Origin of the sequence: Rhodococcus sp. Ni2 (genome assembly GCF_021352185.1) — a bacterium.
Taxonomy (GTDB): Bacteria; Actinomycetota; Actinomycetes; order Mycobacteriales; family Mycobacteriaceae; genus Rhodococcus_F; species Rhodococcus_F qingshengii.
Map to the genome: position 1 here is coordinate 110,875 of NZ_WOXZ01000002.1, position 19,365 is coordinate 130,239.

General features: G+C 62.1%; 17 protein-coding genes. 10 read left to right on the forward strand and 7 right to left on the reverse strand.

Features of this window, described 5'->3' with window-relative positions; translation table 11 throughout:
• Positions 1 to 60: 60 nt before the first annotated feature.
• Positions 61 to 1,200: an acyl-CoA dehydrogenase family protein gene (locus tag GN300_RS14120; protein ID WP_063315087.1), complete on the reverse strand. Its 1,140-nt coding sequence runs from the start codon at positions 1,198 to 1,200 to the stop codon at positions 61 to 63.
• Between the two features lie 95 nt (positions 1,201 to 1,295).
• On the opposite strand from GN300_RS14120, the gene GN300_RS14125 reads away from it, so the two are divergent.
• The 4 genes from GN300_RS14125 (at position 1,296) to GN300_RS14140 (ending at position 5,684) form a co-directional block, all read left to right on the forward strand.
• Positions 1,296 to 1,676, forward strand: coding sequence for a nuclear transport factor 2 family protein (locus GN300_RS14125; protein WP_063315086.1), 381 nt, complete (start codon positions 1,296 to 1,298; stop codon positions 1,674 to 1,676).
• Positions 1,676 to 2,050: a hypothetical protein gene (locus GN300_RS14130; RefSeq protein ID WP_021333780.1), complete on the forward strand. Its 375-nt coding sequence runs from the start codon at positions 1,676 to 1,678 to the stop codon at positions 2,048 to 2,050. Before GN300_RS14125 ends, GN300_RS14130 begins: the two co-directional genes overlap by 1 nt.
• A gap of 189 nt (positions 2,051 to 2,239) precedes the next feature.
• Positions 2,240 to 3,451 (forward strand): acetyl-CoA C-acetyltransferase, encoded by a 1,212-nt coding sequence (locus GN300_RS14135; RefSeq protein WP_063315085.1) that lies wholly within the window; start codon positions 2,240 to 2,242, stop codon positions 3,449 to 3,451.
• Positions 3,452 to 3,506: 55 nt separating this feature from the next.
• Positions 3,507 to 5,684, forward strand: a complete 2,178-nt coding sequence (locus GN300_RS14140) for a 3-hydroxyacyl-CoA dehydrogenase NAD-binding domain-containing protein (protein ID WP_063315084.1) — start codon at positions 3,507 to 3,509, stop codon at positions 5,682 to 5,684.
• Between the two features lie 55 nt (positions 5,685 to 5,739).
• Here GN300_RS14140 and GN300_RS14145 read toward each other — a convergent pair whose 3' ends face one another.
• Positions 5,740 to 6,780, reverse strand: coding sequence for an ABC transporter substrate-binding protein (locus tag GN300_RS14145; protein ID WP_045066630.1), 1,041 nt, complete (start codon positions 6,778 to 6,780; stop codon positions 5,740 to 5,742).
• A gap of 271 nt (positions 6,781 to 7,051) precedes the next feature.
• On the opposite strand from GN300_RS14145, the gene GN300_RS14150 reads away from it, so the two are divergent.
• Positions 7,052 to 8,986 (forward strand): FAD-dependent oxidoreductase, encoded by a 1,935-nt coding sequence (locus tag GN300_RS14150; protein ID WP_063315083.1) that lies wholly within the window; start codon positions 7,052 to 7,054, stop codon positions 8,984 to 8,986.
• Positions 8,987 to 9,080: 94 nt separating this feature from the next.
• Here the strand turns inward: GN300_RS14150 and GN300_RS14155 are convergent, their stop codons facing one another.
• The 5 genes from GN300_RS14155 to GN300_RS14175 all read right to left on the reverse strand — a co-directional run bounded on the left by GN300_RS14155 (position 9,081) and on the right by GN300_RS14175 (position 13,465).
• Positions 9,081 to 10,445 carry a lipase family protein gene (locus GN300_RS14155; RefSeq protein ID WP_063315082.1) on the reverse strand — a complete coding sequence of 455 codons (1,365 nt, stop codon included), beginning with the start codon at positions 10,443 to 10,445 and terminating at the stop codon, positions 9,081 to 9,083.
• Between the two features lie 64 nt (positions 10,446 to 10,509).
• Positions 10,510 to 10,959, reverse strand: coding sequence for a GNAT family N-acetyltransferase (locus GN300_RS14160; protein ID WP_063315081.1), 450 nt, complete (start codon positions 10,957 to 10,959; stop codon positions 10,510 to 10,512).
• Positions 10,960 to 10,977: 18 nt separating this feature from the next.
• Positions 10,978 to 11,454, reverse strand: coding sequence for a GNAT family N-acetyltransferase (locus GN300_RS14165; RefSeq protein WP_042922718.1), 477 nt, complete (start codon positions 11,452 to 11,454; stop codon positions 10,978 to 10,980).
• Between the two features lie 176 nt (positions 11,455 to 11,630).
• Positions 11,631 to 12,752 carry a DUF475 domain-containing protein gene (locus tag GN300_RS14170; RefSeq protein WP_003941145.1) on the reverse strand — a complete coding sequence of 374 codons (1,122 nt, stop codon included), beginning with the start codon at positions 12,750 to 12,752 and terminating at the stop codon, positions 11,631 to 11,633.
• A 137-nt stretch (positions 12,753 to 12,889) separates the two neighbouring features.
• The gene (locus GN300_RS14175) at positions 12,890 to 13,465 is read right to left on the reverse strand and encodes a TerD family protein (RefSeq protein WP_003941199.1); all 576 of its coding nucleotides are present in this window, start codon (positions 13,463 to 13,465) and stop codon (positions 12,890 to 12,892) included.
• Between the two features lie 243 nt (positions 13,466 to 13,708).
• Here GN300_RS14175 and GN300_RS14180 point away from each other — a divergent pair, with 243 nt between their 5' ends.
• From GN300_RS14180 to GN300_RS14200, 5 genes are all read left to right on the forward strand, one after another.
• A complete protein-coding gene (locus GN300_RS14180) occupies positions 13,709 to 14,854 on the forward strand; it encodes a hypothetical protein (RefSeq protein WP_007727045.1) in 1,146 nt (381 codons plus the stop codon).
• A gap of 92 nt (positions 14,855 to 14,946) precedes the next feature.
• Complete coding sequence (locus tag GN300_RS14185) at positions 14,947 to 16,104, forward strand: HpcH/HpaI aldolase/citrate lyase family protein (protein WP_042950575.1); 1,158 nt, start codon at positions 14,947 to 14,949, stop codon at positions 16,102 to 16,104.
• The gene (locus GN300_RS14190; RefSeq protein ID WP_063315080.1) at positions 16,101 to 17,390 is read left to right on the forward strand and encodes a phosphoribosyltransferase family protein; all 1,290 of its coding nucleotides are present in this window, start codon (positions 16,101 to 16,103) and stop codon (positions 17,388 to 17,390) included. The genes GN300_RS14185 and GN300_RS14190 overlap by 4 nt, the downstream gene beginning before the upstream one ends.
• Positions 17,387 to 18,496, forward strand: a complete 1,110-nt coding sequence (locus GN300_RS14195) for a cysteine protease StiP family protein (RefSeq protein ID WP_003941082.1) — start codon at positions 17,387 to 17,389, stop codon at positions 18,494 to 18,496. Before GN300_RS14190 ends, GN300_RS14195 begins: the two co-directional genes overlap by 4 nt.
• Positions 18,493 to 19,350, forward strand: a complete 858-nt coding sequence (locus GN300_RS14200) for a hypothetical protein (protein WP_007727039.1) — start codon at positions 18,493 to 18,495, stop codon at positions 19,348 to 19,350. Before GN300_RS14195 ends, GN300_RS14200 begins: the two co-directional genes overlap by 4 nt.
• The last annotated feature ends 15 nt before the right edge of the window (positions 19,351 to 19,365 follow it).

Below are 19,365 nucleotides of genomic sequence, written 5' to 3' on the forward strand. Positions count from 1 at the left end.
CAGTATGCAGATCGGGTGACGTCGCGTCAATACCCGGCGTCGGTGGCATTTTCCGAACAGTCAAATACCGATCAGTTCTGCGATGCGTGCGCGATGAGTGCGCGAATCGCCCTGTACTGCTTCGTTTCCCAATGCGCGGCGGAAATAGGAGTGTGCCGGGTGTTCCCATGTGAAGCCGACGCCGCCATGCAATTGCACGGCCTCGGCCGCGGCGTCGATGGCCGCGTCGGTGCAGACGGCGCCGGCCACCGCGATCGCCAATCGGGCAGTGCCCGGGGCCTCGTCGTATACGGCTGCGGCATATCTGCTTGCTGCTCGAGCGCGCTCGAGCAGCACGAGTACGTCGGCCAGTCGGTGCTTGACGGCTTGAAACGAGCCGATCGGGCGCCCGAATTGGTGTCGGGTTTTCACGTATTCGACGGTCATCTCGAGCAGGGCGTCGACAATTCCGGTGTTCTCGAAAGCGATTGCGAGCGTCCGTAAATCATGAATCCGAGTACAGACCCGGGCATAATCGTCGGCACCGACCACGGGAACTGCCGGCACTTCCGCTACGGTCAGGTCGGCCTGTCTGCGGGTGGGGTCGACGACTTCGCGCTCGCGCCAGTGCACCTGACCGGCTGTCTTAATTGCGAATATCTGCCGTCCGGCGGCGGTGTCGGCGGAGACGATGACGAGGTCGGCAGCAGCACCACCTACGACGGCCGAGACCTCACCGCTGAGCAGCCAGGAGGATTCACTTTCGACACCGCTGAGTCGATCGGTCGCGGCAGTCAGTGGACTGACGCTTGCCACCGAGGATCCCTCGAGGACGTTGACCAGTAGTTCGTCGACGGGATACGTGGCCGCCAATAGTGCCTGGGCGCCCAGGACCGCCGAGGAAAACACGGGCTCACAGGCCAGACTCCGACCGCACTCTTCGAGAATGATGCCGAGTTCGACCATGCCGTAACCCAGCCCGCCGCGATCTTCTGGCGCAGCGAGCGAAGTGACCGACATATTCTCGATCAATTGCTGCCAGAGGTCCGGCGAGTATCCCTCGGCCGTGTGCGAAGCCGACCGAGCCTGCTCTACGCCGCCGTGTTTCCCGAGCAGCGCTCGAATCGCATCACGAAGCTCCAACTGTTCGGGGCCAGGATTGAGAGCAGCGGGCTCGGAGAGTGGCCAGGGGGGCTCTACCTGGGAAGTAGACGATTTCATATCACTCCAATTGACTTGAGTTCAGTTTGGTTATGGATCGAGACTAGCGCGTCAGGGCCTCGACAAGAAGGGGTGAACCGAACTAAGTTCATCTCATGAGCTCAGTGATCGAAACCTATTACGCGACCGTGGACAGCGGTCGACTCGAAGATGCTGTGGCCTTGTTGGCCGAGAACGTGGAGTTCGCCATGGTCTTGCCCACCGGGGCTAACTACGGGAGTGGTCGTGCGTCAATGCTCGACTACCTGTCGGGTCGCCCTCCGGTGGATCGCAAACACAAGGTCCTGCGCGTTGCAGCCGAAGGAGATCTGCATTTCCTGCATGGGTCGGTGACTGAGAACGGGACCAAGACCACGGGCTATTTCGTCGGTGTCATGCACGTCGATTCCGCCGGTCTCGTCGATCGCTATCAGGTGACCTTCGACGCTGAGTTCAGTTTGATTCCCCCCGATTCGTCCGTCGAAGGAGTTCGCTGATGAGCGAGACCAACCAGACGCCAGTGCTCATCCAGTGGTTCGAGTACATGGATTCCGACGATCCGGACCGCGTGCTGACGATGATCAGCAAAGACTTCGTGATGTCCGTTCAGTTCTCGAAGGGTGATGGTCAGTCTGCCGAGTTCGTCGGCGATCGCGACGGTCTCGTCGCCTACCTGGCGCAACGCGAGAAGAGTGTTCTGATCCACCACATCGACGCCGGGGCATTCGTCGACGGTGTCGAGTTGTCACTCGGGCGCACCACTCGAGGCGGCGATTTCGAGGCTTCGTTCAACGCCACTGCGCAGCTCGACAGCGAGGGCAAGGTGCGGCGCCTACTGATCGCCCGCACCCCCGAACTGTCCTTCTCCTGATTCCAGCTCCATCCAGGCCGACCTCGGGTACAGCGCAGCCTTGCCGCGCTACCCGGGGACGCCGTAATTCTCCCGCGCTCTCGCACTCCTCCGCGATCTCTATCGCAGGCGCGCGCCGCCAATGCGGCCGGCGACTCTCACTCTTGTCCGGCCGAAACAACTGAGCCGTCATGACCAAAAGGAATCCCTGTGAGTGAACAAGCATTTATCTACGAGGCCATTCGCACGCCGAGAGGCAAGCTGCGAAAAGGCTCATTGAACAGTGTCAAGCCCGTCGACCTTGTAGTCGGGCTGATCCAGGAACTCGGAACCCGTTTTACCGCAATGGATCCCGCAGAAATCGACGACGTAGTACTGGGCGTCGTCTCCCCGGTGGGCGAGCAGGGTGCAGTCATCGCGCGCACCGCGGCCCTGCTCGCGGGATTGCCGGATTCGGTGCCAGGCACGCAGGTCAATCGCTTCTGTGCGTCAGGTCTCGAGGCCACAAACCTGGCGGCGCAGAAAGTTGCATCCGGTTGGGACGACCTGGTGATCGCCGGCGGCGTCGAGTCGATGTCGCGTGTCCCGATGGGTAGCGACGGCGGCGCCATCTTCACCGACCCGGCGACCGCATACGACCTGTACATCGCCCCGCAGGGGATCGGCGCCGACCTCATCGCCACGGTCGAAGGATTCACCCGCGAGGACATCGACGGTTACGCCGCACAGTCACAGGGGCGCGCGGAAAATGCTTGGAATGCAGGCTATTTCTCCAAATCCGTGGTTCCGGTGCGGGACTTCAACGGGGTCGTCCTGCTCGATCACGACGAGCATCGCCGTCCGGGAAGCACCGTCGAGAGTCTGGGCAAGCTCACACCGGCGTTCGAAAAACATGCGGCTACAACCGGTTTCGACGAGGTTGCGCTGCAGAAGTACGTCAACATAGAAAAGATCAACCACATCCACACCGGCGGTAACTCTTCGGGCATCGTCGACGGTGCCGCACTGGTACTCGTCGGCAGCGAAGCCGCGGGTAAGCGCGGCGGCCTGACGCCGCGCGGCCGCGTCGTGGCCACCGCCCAAACCGGTGGTGAACCGACGATCATGCTGACCGGACCTACTTCCGCCACCGAACTCGCTCTGAAGCGGGCCGGACTGACCGTGGACGACATCGACGTCTTCGAACTCAACGAGGCCTTTGCCTCCGTGGTCATGAAGTGGATGAAGGATCTGAAGATCCCGCACGAGAAGACCAACGTCAACGGCGGGGCCATCGCGATGGGCCACCCACTCGGCGCTACCGGAGCCATGCTGGTCGGCACCGTGCTCGACGAACTCGAACGTACCGGCGGACGCTACGGCCTGATCACGCTGTGCATCGGCGGCGGCATGGGTATAGCCACCGTCATCGAACGCGTCTGAGTCTGCACCCCGGTCCGCTCCTCCCTCTGTTGAAGAGAAAGAACATACAGAATCAATGACTGACAACATGATCGGCTGGGCGCTCGATACCGATGGCGTCCTCGTGCTCACGATGGACGACCCGAATCAGGGCGCCAACACGATGAACGCCCTGTACACGTCGTCAATGGCCGCGACAGTCGACCGACTCGAAGCCGAGAAGGACAGTTTCGTCGGCGTCGTGCTCACCTCGGCAAAGCGAACATTCTTTGCCGGTGGTGACCTCAGGGACATGCAGGCTTGGGGACCGCAGGCGAAGAACCCGGTTTCTGCCACCGAGGTCACCACCCACCTCAACGAACTCAAGAAGGTGCTGCGGCGACTCGAGGTGCTGGGCAAGCCCGTAGTGTCCGCCATCAACGGCGTCGCGCTCGGTGGCGGGCTGGAAATCGTGCTGCACACCCACCACCGCATCGCGGCCGACGTCAAGGGCAACCAACTCGGCTTACCCGAGGTCACCCTGGGTCTGTTGCCCGGCGGCGGCGGAATCTCCCGTGTCGTACGGCTGCTCGGCATCCAGGGGGCGCTGGCAAACGTGCTGCTGCAGGGCCCGCGTTTGAGCCCGACACGCGCGCTGGAGTTGGGCCTGATCGACCAGGTCGTTGGTTCGGTGGCGGAATTGCTACCGGCGGCCAAGGCTTGGATTCACGACCACGCCGATGCCATACAGCCTTGGGACACCAAAGGATTCAAGATTCCCGGCGGCGGACCGGCTGACGTGAAGATGGCCCAGGTCCTACCGGTTATCCCGAGTCTCCTGCGTAAGCAACTCAAGGGTGCACCGATGCCGGCACCACGCGCGATCATGGCTGCCGCGATCGAAGGCGCGTACGTCGACATCGACACTGCCGACGAGATCGAGACCCGCTACTTCGTCTCGCTCGTGACCGGCCAAGTGGCCCAGAACATGATCAACGCCTTCTTCTTCGACCTGCAGGCGATCAACGGTGGAGCGTCAAGGCCAGACGGCTACGACAAGTTCACCGCTAAGAAGGTGGGTGTCATCGGAGCCGGAATGATGGGTGCCGCAATCGCATACGTCTCCGCCCAGGCCGGAATCGACGTGGTGCTCAAGGACGTTTCGCTCGACGCAGCGGCGAAAGGCAAGCAGTACGCGGTAGCGCTGGAGGCCAAAGCGCTCGCGCGTGGCAAGACCACGGCGGAGAAGTCCGAACAACTCCTCGCCCGAATCACACCGACCACCTACGCCGCCGATTTCGCGGGCGTCGACCTGGTAATCGAAGCCGCATTTGAATCGGTCGAAGTCAAACACCAGGTGTTCCAGGAGATCGAGAACATCGTCGAACCCGAAGCGGTGCTCGGCTCCAACACCTCCACCCTGCCGATCACCATCCTGGCCGAAGGTGTCGCGCGCTCGGAAGACTTCATCGGAATCCACTTTTTCTCCCCGGTGGACAAGATGCCCCTGGTCGAGATCATCAAAGGCGCCAAGACGTCGGATGCTGTGTTGGCCAGGGTCATCGACTACACCCAGCAGATCCGTAAGACCCCCATCGTGGTCAATGACAGTCGTGGCTTCTTCACCTCGCGCGTCATCGGCAAGTTCCTCGACGAGGCGATGGCCGCCGTCGGCGAGGGCATAAACCCCACGTTCATCGAGCAAGCAGGCGCACAGGCCGGATACCCGGCACCGCCACTGCAGCTCATGGACGAACTGACACTCACACTGCCGCAGAAGATCCGCAAGGAAACCGAGCGGGCATTGCTCGCCGCAGGCGAGACCGTTCCATTCCACGGTTCCAACGCCGTCATGGATCGGATGGTCGGTGAACTCGAGCGCACCGGACGATCCGGCGGCGGCGGTTTCTACTCGTACGACGAGAGCGGCAAGCGCGTCGGCATCTGGCCAGGTCTGCGTGAAGCGTTCAAGTCAGGGTCCACGGAAATTCCGTTCGAGGACATGAAGGAACGAATGCTGTTCGCTGAAGCGCTCGAGACCGTGCGCTGCTTCGACGAGGGCGTGCTGGAATCGGTCGCGGACGCTAACATCGGCTCGATCTACGGTATCGGCTTTCCAACCTGGACCGGCGGCGTGATCCAGTACATCAACCAGTACGACGGCGGGCTGCCAGGTTTCGTCGACCGCGCCCGAGATCTGGCGTCGAAGTACGGCAGTCATTTCGAACCACCGCAGTCGTTGGTCGAGAAGGCCGAGGTGGGTGAAAAGTACTGAAGTAGTAAAGCACTGAGGTGGCCCGCCTCGATCCGAGGCGGGCCAGATCGCACCACTAACGTTGAAAGCTCCGCTCCCATTCTTCTTGGAACTTGCCGGTCAGCTCGGGAGTGAGCGCAGCGGTGTCCGGTAGAGGGATATCCTGCGCACGTCCGACCGAACCCGAGATGTCCGGCAGAGCACTACCGTATCCGTACGAGAGTGCCTTCTGCCCTGCTTCTGTGACCATGAAGTTGGCCAGTACCTGCGCGGCATTCGGATGCGGCGCGGACGCAAGTACCAAGGAATACCACGGCGTTCCCCAAGCCGGCTCCGGCAGTACCCAGTCCACCGGGGCACCTGTCGCCATCTCCCGCACCAGCGGTTGCACCATCGGGGTTGCGGCAATCTCACCCGAGCTCAATGCTTGGGCGATACCCAGCGAACTCGGGTAGATTCGAGGATTCAGGGCCGCGAGCCGTTCGTTGAAATCGCCGTTGCCCCAATTCTTTTCGAAGAACTGGTACTCGTCGACCACGGCCGCGAATCCGCCGGGGTTCACAACCCCGATCTTCCCCTTCAGTGCGGGATCAAGCAGGTCGTCCGGTGATCGAAGCCCCTGGGGCAGAGCGTCGGTGTTCCAACCGAGCGCGAATATAGCCGCGCTGGTCAGGAAGAACTGGTCGTCGATCACACTTCGAGCGCGATCGTATATCGGATTGTCGAAGGCTGGGCCGACAATCGCCGTCGAGAAGTCGCCGGTTGCGGCGGCATTTTTGATCCAGGACGGATCCGAGGACATGTGAACGTCGCCTACGCCCTTGCCAGTTCGATTCTCGGTTTCGATTCGAGGGTTCATCTCGACATCGGTGCCGCGCGTAACTTCCAAGGTGATCTGCGGATACTGCTGCGCAAATGCAACCCGCAGTGCCTCGAGGTTTGCCGGATGCTGGGTGGAGTAAAGCCGCACGGAACCTTCGGCTGTGGCCGCGGCGACGACGTCGTCCCAACTGCCGGAGGCCAGCGTTGCCATGGTCTCGTTACTGCTGCACGCGGCCGCCACCATCAGCGTGGCGGCCGCAGTCACCGCTATGACCGACCGGGGAAAGATCTTCATGGACGTGCCCTTCTGGCGCTCGTATGTCATAGGTATTTTCCGGAGATCTCGTTGTCGAACCGCGAAAGATATTCGAGAACAAGCAAATTCAGCATTCATTCGAGATGACCTGAACTCGGTTTAGCTGACGACGGCAGTATGCCATGATGTGGCTCACGTCACAATAGTTGGGTGCGTGCAGGTTTTCGATGCCGCCATTGTTGGCTAAACTGAATTCAATACAGTTAGAGTAGGATCGCCATGTCAGTAGTTGCGAGCTGGGAGAGCACTCATGGGTAACGAATTCCCCCACCTATTTTCACCGTTCGCAGTCGGTGGCATGACCATCAAGAATCGATTGGTGGCCTTGCCTGCCGGTACGAGCATGGCCGAAAACGGTGTCCCCACACACGGGGACACCGAACATTTCCAGCGACTCGCGGCCGGTGGAGTAGGTCTGATCATCGGCGGTGCCACCGTGGTGCACCCGACCACGACGCTGCGCTCACGAAAGCTCGTCGAGGCGTACATCGACGAATTCGTTCCGGCCACAGCCGCGAAAGTCGAAGTGATACACCGTCACGGCGCGAAGTTCATCGGTCAGTTGTGTCACCTCGGCCGCGAATTCATCGGCGGCGAATCGGATGCGCCGCCGTCGGCCCCGTCCCCGATAAAGACACCGCGCGATGCCTACCCCCCTCACGAACTCACGATTACAGAGATCGAAGACATTATCGAAGGCTGGCGCATCTCGACCGCGAATCTTGTCAAGGCAGGCGCAGACGGCGCGGAAATCCATGCCGCGCACGGTTATCTGCCTGCTCAGTTCATGTCCCCCTTGACCAACCAGCGAACCGACAGCTTCGGTGGATCGTTCGAGAATCGAATGCGTTTCCCCCGCTTGGTGATCGAGGCAATGCGCTCCGTCATGCCGACCGGATTCGCCCTCGGCGTGCGACTGAGCGGTGAAGAGGAAATCCCCGGTGGAATGCGGATCGATGACTGCGTGCGCATCGCCGAGAATATGACCGAACTCGGGGTCGATTACTTCTCCATCACGCACGGCACCCGCGGGAAATATGTCAAGGACTCCACCAACGAGGACGCTGTCGCAATTCCGTCCGCGTCAAAGGTGCGAGCTGCCACCGGAATTCCCACTCTCGTTGGCCAGCGTATTCGCGACGCCGCCACCGCCGATCACGCGATCAAGTCCGGTTACGTCGACATGGTGGGGATGGCACGGGCGCTCATCGCCGATCCTGACTTGCCCATCAAGTCGCAGACCGGCCGCCTCGACGAGATCCGTGGCTGTCTCGGTATCAATCAGGATTGCCGTGCCTTCGACCCGCATCTCCATTGCGCGGTCAACGCCGAAGTCGGGCGCGGTCGGCATCCGGGTGTTGGTGTCGTCTCCCCGCGCACCAAGGAAGTATTTGTCATCGGCGGCGGGCCGGCCGGACTCGAGGCAGCGCGCGTCGCCGCAGGGCGCGGGCACCGTGTCACACTGTTCGAGCGGAACACCATTCTCGGCGGCGCTGTCCGCGTGGCCGCGGCTGCGCCGCATCGCGCCACCTTGGTCGATATCATCGATTACCTTGGGCGAGAACTCAAACGGCTCAAAGTCGATGTCAACCTCGGTGCCGAAATCGACGCCGACGACCTTGCCGACATCCACTCGTCAGCTGACCACGTCATCGTGGCCACCGGATCGCGGCCGGCCGAACTACCGATCGAACTGTCGGGTCGAGCAGCAGCCACGGTCGACGACGTCTTGTCCGGTCGAGTACCGGAGGTGGCAAGTCGACGCGCAGTGGTATTCGACGAGGGTGACGGATTCTGGCCCGCATACAGCGCCGCCGAAGCGCTCGCCGGCCGGGGCTGGCACGTCACCTTTGCCACCCCGCTTTCTGCATTGGTCTCGCGGATTCCGGCCGAGAGTGCAGGCCCACTTCTCGGCCGGCTCGGTGACGGCGGCGTGGAGTTCAAGATTTGCCACACACTCGTGGTTCCGGAAGATTCCGCGTTGCCACTGATTCTGCGGCCCGTGTTCGGCGGTGGTGACATAACGATTTACGACGCGTTGGCCGTCTGGCACAAACCGCGGATTCCGATGTCGAATCTTGGTCTCGTTGCCGGAGAGTCCGTCAGCGTCATCGGTGACTGCGTCGCGCCCCGTCGGATCAGTCACGCTGTCGCAGAGGGATATCGTGTCGGCGCAGAACTCTAAGTGCGATTTACGGGCCCTGCGATAACGCGGTCCATGCAGTTGAGTTCGATAGCGCACCAGGACGACAAAGGTATCTGTTGGCGGGATCGCTTCGCTAGCGCGCCGCATGTTCCTGCGGCGCAAGAGAGTTCCCCGGTGCAATGTTCGCGCAGTTGGACGGTGCAGGCTTGCCGTTCAAGCGGTCGTCGACCCAGGCGAGCGCACCGGGGAGCCAGAGCATGGCGCCGAGGAAGTGGCTGATGGTGTCGTACTGGTCGTACTGAATCGCCAGGCCGGCGTCGCAGTACTTGCGTGCGAGGGTGCGGACGTCGCCCGTGATCATCACGCCGTCTCCCGCTCCGACACCGGGGCCGCCGGGTTGGGTGCCCTCGATGGTGCCGTTGGCCGCCTGCGCGATGAACATCGGAATGGTCGGTGTCGCCGCGGTGCCCATGTTGATCTTGTTCACGACATCGACGTACTCGGGAACCGTATTGGGATCGGCGTACTCGGGTTTGACCAGATCCTGCCAGGTCAGTCCGGGATACTGTGCCAGCACATTGCCGATGGACGCGTCTTCGAGTCGAGCCATGACGTCGCGTCCACGGTCGCTGAGATACTTCCCGAAATCGATGTCGTACGAACGCGCAACGCCGACGACTGCCATGCCGACAACGCCGCCCCACCCGATGCTTCCGCTCGCGTAGCGAAGGTTGTTGGCCGGATTGACCAGCACGCCTCCCTGCGCGGCACCGATCAAGTTGTCGTTGATCTCCGGTGCATATGCGGGAGCGAGTATCGAAGCCCAGTTGGTGGCGATCGCTCCGCCGGAGTAACCCATCAGCGCGATCTCTGCGTCGTCGGTGATTCCGGTTTCCGGGACATCGCGGGCGGCACGCAGAGCGTCGAGCGTCATCATCCCGTATTCGGGTCCGGCAGCGAAGTTTGCATCCGGGCCCTCGGTGTCCGGGACGACGATCGTGTAGCCCAATGCGAAGAGCGGCCCGAACAAGGCTGCCTCGATGGACGTGAAGGTACCGCCGATGTTGAAGTTGCGTCCGCTGGGAGTCCAGTCGCCGATCGGGGTGTTACCCGCGATGGCTCGCGACGGGCTGTCGTCGGGGTTCAGCGAATCGTAAAAGGACTGGTACGAAACAACTTTGTTCGGTTGGGCGTTGGCCGGGCGCAGGATCGAGGTGACGTTGGCGGACGGCTGTCCCAGGGCGTCGGTTGATCGGTAGAGAACCTGGACTGCCTGTATCGGGGTCGGGATGTTGAGCACGGTGTACGGCACGGTGCGAGTCTCGAGGACCGCGCCTGGGGCGTACGACGAGAGGGGTGCCGCGCCCTCGTAGCTGTAGAAACCGTCATCGGGGGACTTGGCAAGGACTGGCTGCGCGAGCGCTACCGGTGCGCCGACGCCTGTCAGTGCAAGCGCGAGTACTCCGACAACTGCGCGAGATAAAACCCTTGACGACATACTCGTCCTCCACATTGGTGTGCCACGCCCCACCCTGAGATCGTGGTGTGACGACCACCATATATTACTCGTGGGTAATGTGGGGATCGATCAGATCGGTCGTCGTATCGAGGTCTCGACGTAGGAAGATTTCGGAGGACTCGCCTGGGAGTAACAGAACTCCCGCGTCGGTGTATCCCATTGCGCGATAGAAGTTCTGGGCTGATTCGTCGGCGAGTGTGGAGGTGAGGACCTGCGAGTGTCCCGCGCGGCTCATGCGTTTTTCCCAATCTGTGACCAAAGCGCGCCCGATGCCTTGGCCGCGGTTCGAAGACAGGACGGTCAGCATGTTCATGAACGGAATCTCGTCCCAGAACAAGCCCCAGCGCAGCCAGCCGATTGGATTACCGTTGTCCTCGGCGACGAGTATCCGGCCGCGTTGGATCACTGACGCGAGTTCCTCGGCTGCGATGTGTGAGTCGTGCTCACGTAAGAACGGCAAGTCTGTCTGCGCTGCGACGCGAATGTTCACCACAGAAGTCAGTATCGCCGTTCAGTCGGAGTTGATGGCGTTCGGCTTGGACAGGTAGACGACTCCGGGGATGTGGCTGGGGTCCGGCGGCAATTGGGAGTAGCCCGCTCGGGTGTACAGGCGAATGTTCCGCAGGCTCCTGCTTCCGGTGAACAGCTCGAAACGTGTGATGTGCTCCGGAGCGTTCTGTTCCACGTGCTGCAAGAGGCGTCGGCCGAGGCCGTTGCCCGCCAAGTCCGGTGCCACCATGAGGCGACCGATCTGCCATGCGGTTCCGTCCGCGGTTCCTCGCACGGCCCCGACGAGCCGGCCGCCGCGTCGTGCGGTCCAGACAGTCGACTCCTGAACCCAGGCTCGGACCGTGGGTAGGTCCTCGTGGAGCGGGGGTATGTCCATGCTGTTGTTGGAGATTGCTTCCGAAACCCAGCAACAGCGTTGTAGAACAAGGATTTCCGCGGCGTCCTCGTCCGTTGCGCGCTCTATGACTATCTCGTTCATGGTTTCCCTTACGAATAGGTTTTTCGCACCCGCAGGGCAATTGTTCAGCCGCAGGCTGAATTTGGCGCGCGGCGGAACAATTGGCGCGCGGCTGGGAATGCAGAGAGTTTCAATTCAGGCATAACAAACAAAACGCCCGCAACCAATTGGTCGCGGGCGTTTCGTGAAAAAGAACGTCAGACAGTTGCCGGAGTGTTCTCGTCCAACTTCGGATCTGCGTTCGCGATTCGCTTGTTGCGAATGAGGCTGCTGATGAAAGCAGCGCCGATCAAGAAGACACCGACCAGGCCGGTGATGATCTCGTTGATGTGAACGCCGATGGACACCATCAAGATGACGGCCAGAGCGCCGATGGCCCAGTGCGCACCGTGCTCGAGGTAGACGTAATCGGAGAGCGTGCCCTTGCGGACCAGGAAGACCGTGATGGAACGGACGAACATCGCGCCGACGAAGCCGAGGCCGAGGGCGATGATGATCGGGTCTGCTGTGATGGCGAATGCGCCGATGACGCCGTCGAAGGAGAAGGACGCGTCGAGGACCTCGAGGTAGAGGAACAGGAAGAAGCCGGCCTTACCGGTCGCTTTCGCGAGCTGCGTGGGGCCGCCGGACTTGGCGGTTTCTTCCTCTTCGCCTTCTTCCGGCAGGTTGAACAGTTCACCCAGTCCGTTGACCGCGATGTAGGTGATCATGCCCAGAACACCGGAGATCATGACGGTGGAAACCTTGTCGTCAGCAGCGAGGAACGAACCACTGAGAACCAGGACGATGCCGGCCACGACGACGGAGAGCTGATCGAGCTTGCCGATGCGAGCGAGCGGCTTCTCCAGCCAGGACAGCCAGGTGATCTCACGCTCTTCGAAGATGAATCCGAGGAAGAGCATCAGCAGGAACATGCCACCGAAGGCAGCGATCTGCGGGTGAGCGTCGGTGAGGATGGTTTCGTAGCTCGGCTCGCCGTTGGCGAAGTACGCGGCGTCGTCCGCAGGCGGGTTCAGTGCGAGGTCGAGTGCAGCTACGGGTCCGAGACCGGATGCAGCCCAGACGATCACGAGCGGGAACACCAGACGCATACCGAAGACGGCGATGATGACGCCGATGGTGAGGAAGATCTTCTGCCAGAATTCACTCATTCTTTGCAGAACAGTGGCGTTGATGACGGCGTTGTCGAAGGAAAGCGAGATTTCCAGAATCGACAGGATGATGACGAGGAACAGTGCCTCGGGTCCGCCGTAGATGAACGCAACGATCATCGCGAGGATCGAAATTGCGATGGATAAACCGAATATTCGCAGTACCACGGAGCGTGGCCCTTTCTAGTTGGTCAATGCAGAGTGGTTACTGCAAGCGGTCTCTCACCGCATCCGAACGTGAAAACGGGGAGGGTTCCACAGACTACTGCGGAACCTTCCCCGAGTCAGCTCGTCGAGAGCGAAGATCAGACGTTGACGCCGTAATCGCGCGCGATGCCCGCGAGGCCGGACGCGTAGCCCTGGCCGATTGCGCGGAACTTCCACTCTGCACCGTTGCGGTACAGCTCACCGAAGACCATGGCGGTCTCGGTGGAAGCGTCCTCGGAGAGGTCGTAACGAGCGAGCTCGTTGCCGTTCGACTTGTCGACGACGCGGATGTACGCGTTGCGGACCTGGCCGAAGGACTGCGAGCGAGCTTCTGCGTCGTAGATCGAGACGGGGAAGACAACGCTCTCGACCTCGGCGGGAACCGCTGCGAGGTTCACGTCGATCTGCTCGTCGTCGCCTTCGCCTTCGCCGTCCGTGTTGTCACCCTTGTGCTCGATCGAGCCGTCGGGCGAACGGAGGTTGTTGAAGAAGATGAAGTGCTGGTCGGAGAGGACCTTCTTGTTCGAGCCTGCGCCGATTGCGCTGGCGTCGAGGTCGAAAGCAGCTCCGGTGGTGGAACGTGCGTCCCAGCCCAGGCCGACGACCACTGCAGTCAGGTTCGGGGCCTCCTTCGTGAGAGAGACATTGCCGCCTTTGGTCAAGCTGACGCCCATTCAGGGGTCCTTTCAAGAGGAGAGACAAGGCCCACTACGACGCGAAGTCGTCTTGGGAGTGTGTTTACCTCCACCACCCTAACCGCAGTTCCGGTGTGTTCGCCGTAACAGCAGAATTACGAACCGAGAAGCGAAGTGCTGGACCCGTAGGATTCAATCGTGGTGGGAAGATGGTCGGAGCGCTTCAATCGGGGGGCAAGAGTGGGGGAGTCGGTCAGTCGTGCGCGGGAGGCGCAGACGGCCATGGTTTCGGCGTTCCTCGACATGGACAAGCGGCAGACCATCGCGTCGGCAGCAGTCGACGCTTCCGCCGAGCTGTACCCCGAGCGAGGGCTGCGCGCTGCGTGGGAACCCGTTCGGGATCGGTGCTTCCAGGCTGCGTCGGACTACCTCGACACATCCGAGCGCTATGGCAACGATCAGGTACTTCACCAGAACCCGAACGGTGCTCGGGCGGCGTTCGAAAAGTCGGTAGCCGAACTCGTCGAGGCGGCGAAGGGCGTCGACGCCTTCTACAACGGGCATCGTGCGCACCTCGAGCAGGCGACGGTCACGATGTCCGCCATTCCCGTCCTCGGCCAGCAGGCCCGAACCCTGGCGAACGCCGTCCGGGAAAAACTGGCTGCCACCGATCAGCGCTATCGCGAGTACCCGTCGGTGGTGACGGCCTCCGAACACCTCGACGACGCGGTTGCAGCGCTCGACAATGCGCGCTCATCCGGTCGCGCCGACGCAGTCCGCACGCGGGCCGAGAGTGTCCGCGAAGCGGTATCGGCGCTCGAGGAAGCATTGGCAGAAGCCCCGTCGACCCAGCACCGTGCCGAGATGACGATTTCCTCGGTCTCGACCAGGTTGTCGGCAGTGCGCACTCGAGTGGACCGCCTGGATCCGGCGTACTCCGCATTGCTGCGCGAGTTCAACGCCGCGAGTTCCGCTGACCTCGTCGACAACAGCAGTCGCAGCCGAGCACATATCGATCAGGCCGACATCGATCTCAAGGAAGCGAAGCAGTCGTTGGCTGCGGGAAACCCCGAACATGCACTGGCTTTGATGGCCGAAGCCCGCGTGCACCTCGCCGACGCCGAAGCGTGTGCCGACGCCGTGACGGACCGTCTCGCTACTCTGCGTGCAGTCCGGGCAGATCCGAGCCAAAAGGAACGTGAGGTTCGTTTCCGGCTGAAAGACGCCCAGATGTTCGCTGTTAACCAAGGGTTGGTGGCGGAGTGGGGCTCCGTACTCGATGCTCAACTAGCAAGGATCGAGCGAGCGAGTGCGTCACTGTCGGGAACTCATCCGGACTACTGGTCGTATGTATTACAGCTGGACTCGGTATCGACGTTCATCACCGAAGTTGTCGAGAAGATGCGGGCGCGAGCCGGCAAAAACTGAATGGTCGGGCCGATCGGGGGATCGGAGTTGCCCGACGCGTTGTCACAGGGGGTCGTTCCATGGACTTGATTGCGGTTACAGAGAGAAGAGAAATGCAGCACTTTCAACATCTCGAGGATGACGTGCGGGAGCAACTGTTCCTGCATGCGCCTCGATCGTTCGCGGATTCCGACGAGAGGGATCTGCTCGCGATTGCTCTGGGTGCAACTCTCTACGTTCCTGCCACCCGGGCCGGGTTGGCCGACATCGTGGTCAAGCGTGCGTCCGAGGGCGTCAGCTCGATGGTGCTCGATCTCGAGGACGCCGTCGCGGATCACGAGGTGGAGTCGGCGCGAGCGAACGCGGTTGACGCTCTCGACAAGATCGCGTCCACCGACGCCGTCGGCATGCTGCTGTTCGTGCGGGTTCGTGAAGTCGCGGACATCCACAAGGTCGCCGCGTCGTTGACCGAGGGGCGCGCCGCGCTCACCGGGTTCGTAATCCCGAAGTTCGGCAGCGAGTCCGGCCCTGTGTTCCTCGACGCCGTCGCGGACGCATCCGAGTTGCTGGGCAAGCATCTCTACGCGATGCCGGTACTCGAATCACCCGCGCTTGTGCACCGCGATACTCGCGATCTCGAATTGCGCACCATCAGTGGGATTCTCGCGCAACACCGCGATCGAATCCTTGCCGTCCGCATCGGCGCCACCGACATGTGCAGCACCTTCGGCATCCGTCGTGACCGCGATCTGACCATCTACGACGTGCGCGTGGTGGTCGACGTCATCGCCGACATCGTCAACTATCTCGGGCGCGCGGACGGTTCGGGTTTTGTCATCACCGGGCCCGTGTGGGAGTACTTCGCCGATCACGAACGCATGTTCCGGCCGATGCTGCGCGCCACTCCGTTCGAGGAACACGACGCCGTCCGGTTCCGTCAGCATCTCGTCAGCCGCGACCTCGACGGTCTGCTCCGTGAGATCGCGCTGGACCGCGCCAACGGAATCCAGGGCAAGACGGTCATCCACCCGTCGCACGTCGCAGCGGTCAATGCATTGTCCGCTGTCACGCACGAGGAATATCACGATGCCCTCGACATTCTCGGTGCCGACGCCGGGGGAGTGCAGGCCTCCGGCTACCGGAACAAGATGAACGAGATGAAGCCGCACCGCAATTGGGCCCATCAGACTGCGCTCCGAGCTCACGTGTTCGGCGTGACCAATAAGGGCATCACGTTCGTCGAGTTGCTGACGGCGTTGGTCGATCGATGACAGAGCTTGTCCAGTCCCGGGACGTTCCCTGGGCTACAGCAGAATTCGGCTTGGACCTCGTTCACGGTGATTCGTCGCTCGGGCATTCGGTGCCCGATCTGGTGATCCCGGGTCTTCGGCGGAATCCGCGTCGCGCTCACCTGCTGGTGTCCACTGTGCTGGGAAAGCACGTGCCCACCGAGCCGTCCGTGGTCATCGGTGCTGCCGACGACCTTGGCGATCTGGTGCGGACAACCCTCGGTGAGGGTGTCGACGTCGTCGTGCTCGGGTTTGCCGAAACCGCAACAGGTTTGGGTCACTGCGTCGCAGCTCGCCTGCACGCTCACTGCTACCTGCACTCCACGCGCCGAGACGTACCAGGGGCTACGACGCTCGCCGGATTCGAGGAGGGGCACTCGCACGCCACGAGCCATCTGATGCAGCCGACGTCCGCCGAACTGTTCGAGAACGACCTGCCTCTGGTCCTCGTCGACGACGAGATCTCCACCGGCGCCACCGCGATCGATGCCATCCGGGCGCTGCACGGGCAATGCCCGCGAAGCCGCTACGTCGTGGCCTCGCTGGTGGACATGAGAACTGAGGAACACCGAGTCGCCGGCGAAGCCGCGGCGGCAGAGTTGAATGTACGAATCGACTACGTCTCTCTCGCTTCGGGTTCGACGGTCCTGCCCGACGGCCTGACCGAGCGCGTCACGGCGCTGGATGCTCCGGATCTCAATCCGATCGGTGACCGCCGTGGCACGCTGGCACGGATCGGTCTGCCGTGGCCGGCACATGTCCCCGACGGTGGCAGGCACGGCTTTCTCGATGGCGACACCGCGGCATTCGAGTCAGCCGTCGAGGCAGCGGTGTCCATTCTCAAATCGTCGATCGACGCGTCGCGTGCTGTGATCGTGATCGGTCACGAGGAGTTGATGTACCTGCCACTGCGCATCGCTGCGGGCTTGGAAAGCTCTGGGCGAGCAGTTCGTTACCAGACCACGACGCGTTCACCCGCCTACGTCGTTGACGTGCCGGGGTACCCGCTGCGTCGCGGGTTCACCTTTCCGGCGCCCGAACTGGGCGAGAACGAACCCCGATACGTCTACAACGCGCAGTGGCCTGATGCGGCGGTCGACGCCCTTGCGTTGCTGGTCATCGACGAGCCCGCCGACACCGATCGGTTGACGGCGATGGACGGAGTGGTCGAGGTGTTGCGGAACTCCGGCACCGACGTCCTGGTCGCCACCGTTCGCGGGGCCGATCCGTTGGCGCTGCGAGATTCCAGAGCAGGGAGCTCGTCATGAACGAACCATTGGTCGGGCCCGAATTCGGTTCGTACGCGCCGGGCGAAGTGAAGTGGCTGCTCAAGGATCTCTCGCACGTGGATCTCGAAGCGGATGTATCCGTGCGCGAGAAGCGTATTCAGTCGGGTGAGGCGCACTATGCCGAGTCTCTTCCCATCGAGTACCAACCCGATCAGGCATACCGGGATCTTTTCGAGACGGTGCTCGCCGAGAGCGCTCCACGGTTGGCGCGCGCTGTCGGGACCGTGATGGACCTGGTCTTGGCCGAGCGGGGGAGTGACATCACGCTGGTCTCACTCGCCCGGGCCGGAACACCGATCGGGATTCTGATGCGGCGCTGGGCCCAGCAGACCCGCGGGTTGACGTTGCCGCACTATGCGGTGTCCATCGTCCGTGGCAAAGGAATCGATTCCGTCGCACTCGATTATCTTGCGCACCATCACGACTCGGAGAACGTCGTCTTCGTCGACGGCTGGACGGGCAAGGGCGCCATCGCCCGCGAACTCGACGCAGCGTTGACGGAGTACCACGAGGCAGGCGGAGCGAAGTTCGACTCCGATCTGGCTGTTCTCGCCGACCCCGGACACTGCGTGCGAACGTACGGGACCCGTGACGACTTCCTGATCGCGTCGGCGTGCCTCAATTCGACGGTGTCCGGCTTGGTCTCACGAACTGTCCTCAACGACACCCTCATCGGGCCCGGCGATTTCCACGGCGCCAAGTTCTACGCCGACCTCGCCGACGTCGACGTTTCCAACAGGTTGCTCGACGTGGTCTCGGCCGAGTTCGATTCGGTTCGCGGCGACGCAGCGGATTCTCTTGCTGCAGTGCTCGATTCCGATCGGACGCCGACCTGGGCCGGTTGGGAGTCGGTGGAGAAGGTGCAGGCCGAGTACGGGATCTCGACGGTCAACTTCGTCAAACCCGGTGTCGGAGAAACAACCAGGGTGCTGCTGCGCCGGCTTCCCTGGAAGGTTCTGGTGCGCGAACTCGAAGCCCCGGAGCACGCACACATCCGGTTGTTGGCACAGGCCCGTGGGGTCCCGGTCGAGGTCGTCCCGGATCTCGCCTACTCGTGTGTCGGCCTGATCAAGGACATCACGTGAGCCGTGTGGACACCGCTGCGTCCCAGGTCCTGATCGCCACGGATCTGGACCGCACGATGATCTATTCGCAGGCCGCGATCGGCGGCGATCCCAGTGGCTCCGACCTGGATTCGGCACCGAGCCCGCTGTGCGTCGAGTACTACAACGGCGGTCCGCTCTCGCACATGAGCGTCGAATCGATCGAACTGCTGACCGCGCTCAGCTCGCGGGTTCCGGTGATTCCGACGACGACCAGGACCATTGCGCAGTTCCAGCGGATCGATCTTCCCGGCGGACCGTGGAAGTACGCGATCACGAGCAACGGCGGAAACATCCTCGTAGACGGCGAGGCCGATCGCGACTGGCGAAACGAGATCGACCGTTCGACCCGTAAGTCCGGCGCCGAGTTGCCGCAGGTTCAGGCGGAACTGGAATCGCGGATCGACTCGAGTTGGGTCAGCTCCATTCGTGTTGCCGACGACCTGTTTCCATACCTGGTCGTCGATCTGGCCGTGATGCCGAGTGATTTCGAAACCGAATGGAATGGGTGGTGCGTGACGCGGGGCTGGAATGTCTCGCGTCAAGGCCGCAAGATCTACACGATGCCCGACGCTGTCTCGAAGTCACGAGCGCTGGCAGAGGTGCGCCGCAGACTGGTCGAGTCGGGTGATCTGGATCAGTCCGCCGTCGTGATCTCGGCTGGTGACGGCGCATTGGATGCGGACATGCTCGAATACTCCGATTTCGCGATCCGGCCCAGGCACGGTGAGCTGGAAGAACTGAATTGGCAACGGCCGACCGTTACTGTGACAGAAAGGTCCGGTATCGCAGCGAGCGCGGAGATCTTGCGGTGGTTCTCTTCCGCGCTCGGGTAATACACGCTCTCTATG

Excerpts from the sequence above, each read along its gene's own strand:
- GN300_RS14120 (WP_063315087.1), bottom strand. The coding sequence starts at position 1,200 with ATGAAATCGTCTACTTCCCAGGTAGAGCCCCCCTGGCCACTCTCCGAG.
- GN300_RS14125 (WP_063315086.1), top strand. The coding sequence starts at position 1,296 with ATGAGCTCAGTGATCGAAACCTATTACGCGACCGTGGACAGCGGTCGA.
- GN300_RS14130 (WP_021333780.1), top strand. The coding sequence starts at position 1,676 with ATGAGCGAGACCAACCAGACGCCAGTGCTCATCCAGTGGTTCGAGTAC.
- GN300_RS14140 (WP_063315084.1), top strand. The coding sequence starts at position 3,507 with ATGACTGACAACATGATCGGCTGGGCGCTCGATACCGATGGCGTCCTC.
- GN300_RS14145 (WP_045066630.1), bottom strand. The coding sequence starts at position 6,780 with ATGAAGATCTTTCCCCGGTCGGTCATAGCGGTGACTGCGGCCGCCACG.
- GN300_RS14150 (WP_063315083.1), top strand. The coding sequence starts at position 7,052 with ATGGGTAACGAATTCCCCCACCTATTTTCACCGTTCGCAGTCGGTGGC.
- GN300_RS14155 (WP_063315082.1), bottom strand. The coding sequence starts at position 10,445 with ATGTCGTCAAGGGTTTTATCTCGCGCAGTTGTCGGAGTACTCGCGCTT.
- GN300_RS14165 (WP_042922718.1), bottom strand. The coding sequence starts at position 11,454 with ATGAACGAGATAGTCATAGAGCGCGCAACGGACGAGGACGCCGCGGAA.
- GN300_RS14175 (WP_003941199.1), bottom strand. The coding sequence starts at position 13,465 with ATGGGCGTCAGCTTGACCAAAGGCGGCAATGTCTCTCTCACGAAGGAG.
- GN300_RS14180 (WP_007727045.1), top strand. The coding sequence starts at position 13,709 with ATGGTTTCGGCGTTCCTCGACATGGACAAGCGGCAGACCATCGCGTCG.
- GN300_RS14185 (WP_042950575.1), top strand. The coding sequence starts at position 14,947 with ATGCAGCACTTTCAACATCTCGAGGATGACGTGCGGGAGCAACTGTTC.
- GN300_RS14190 (WP_063315080.1), top strand. The coding sequence starts at position 16,101 with ATGACAGAGCTTGTCCAGTCCCGGGACGTTCCCTGGGCTACAGCAGAA.
- GN300_RS14195 (WP_003941082.1), top strand. The coding sequence starts at position 17,387 with ATGAACGAACCATTGGTCGGGCCCGAATTCGGTTCGTACGCGCCGGGC.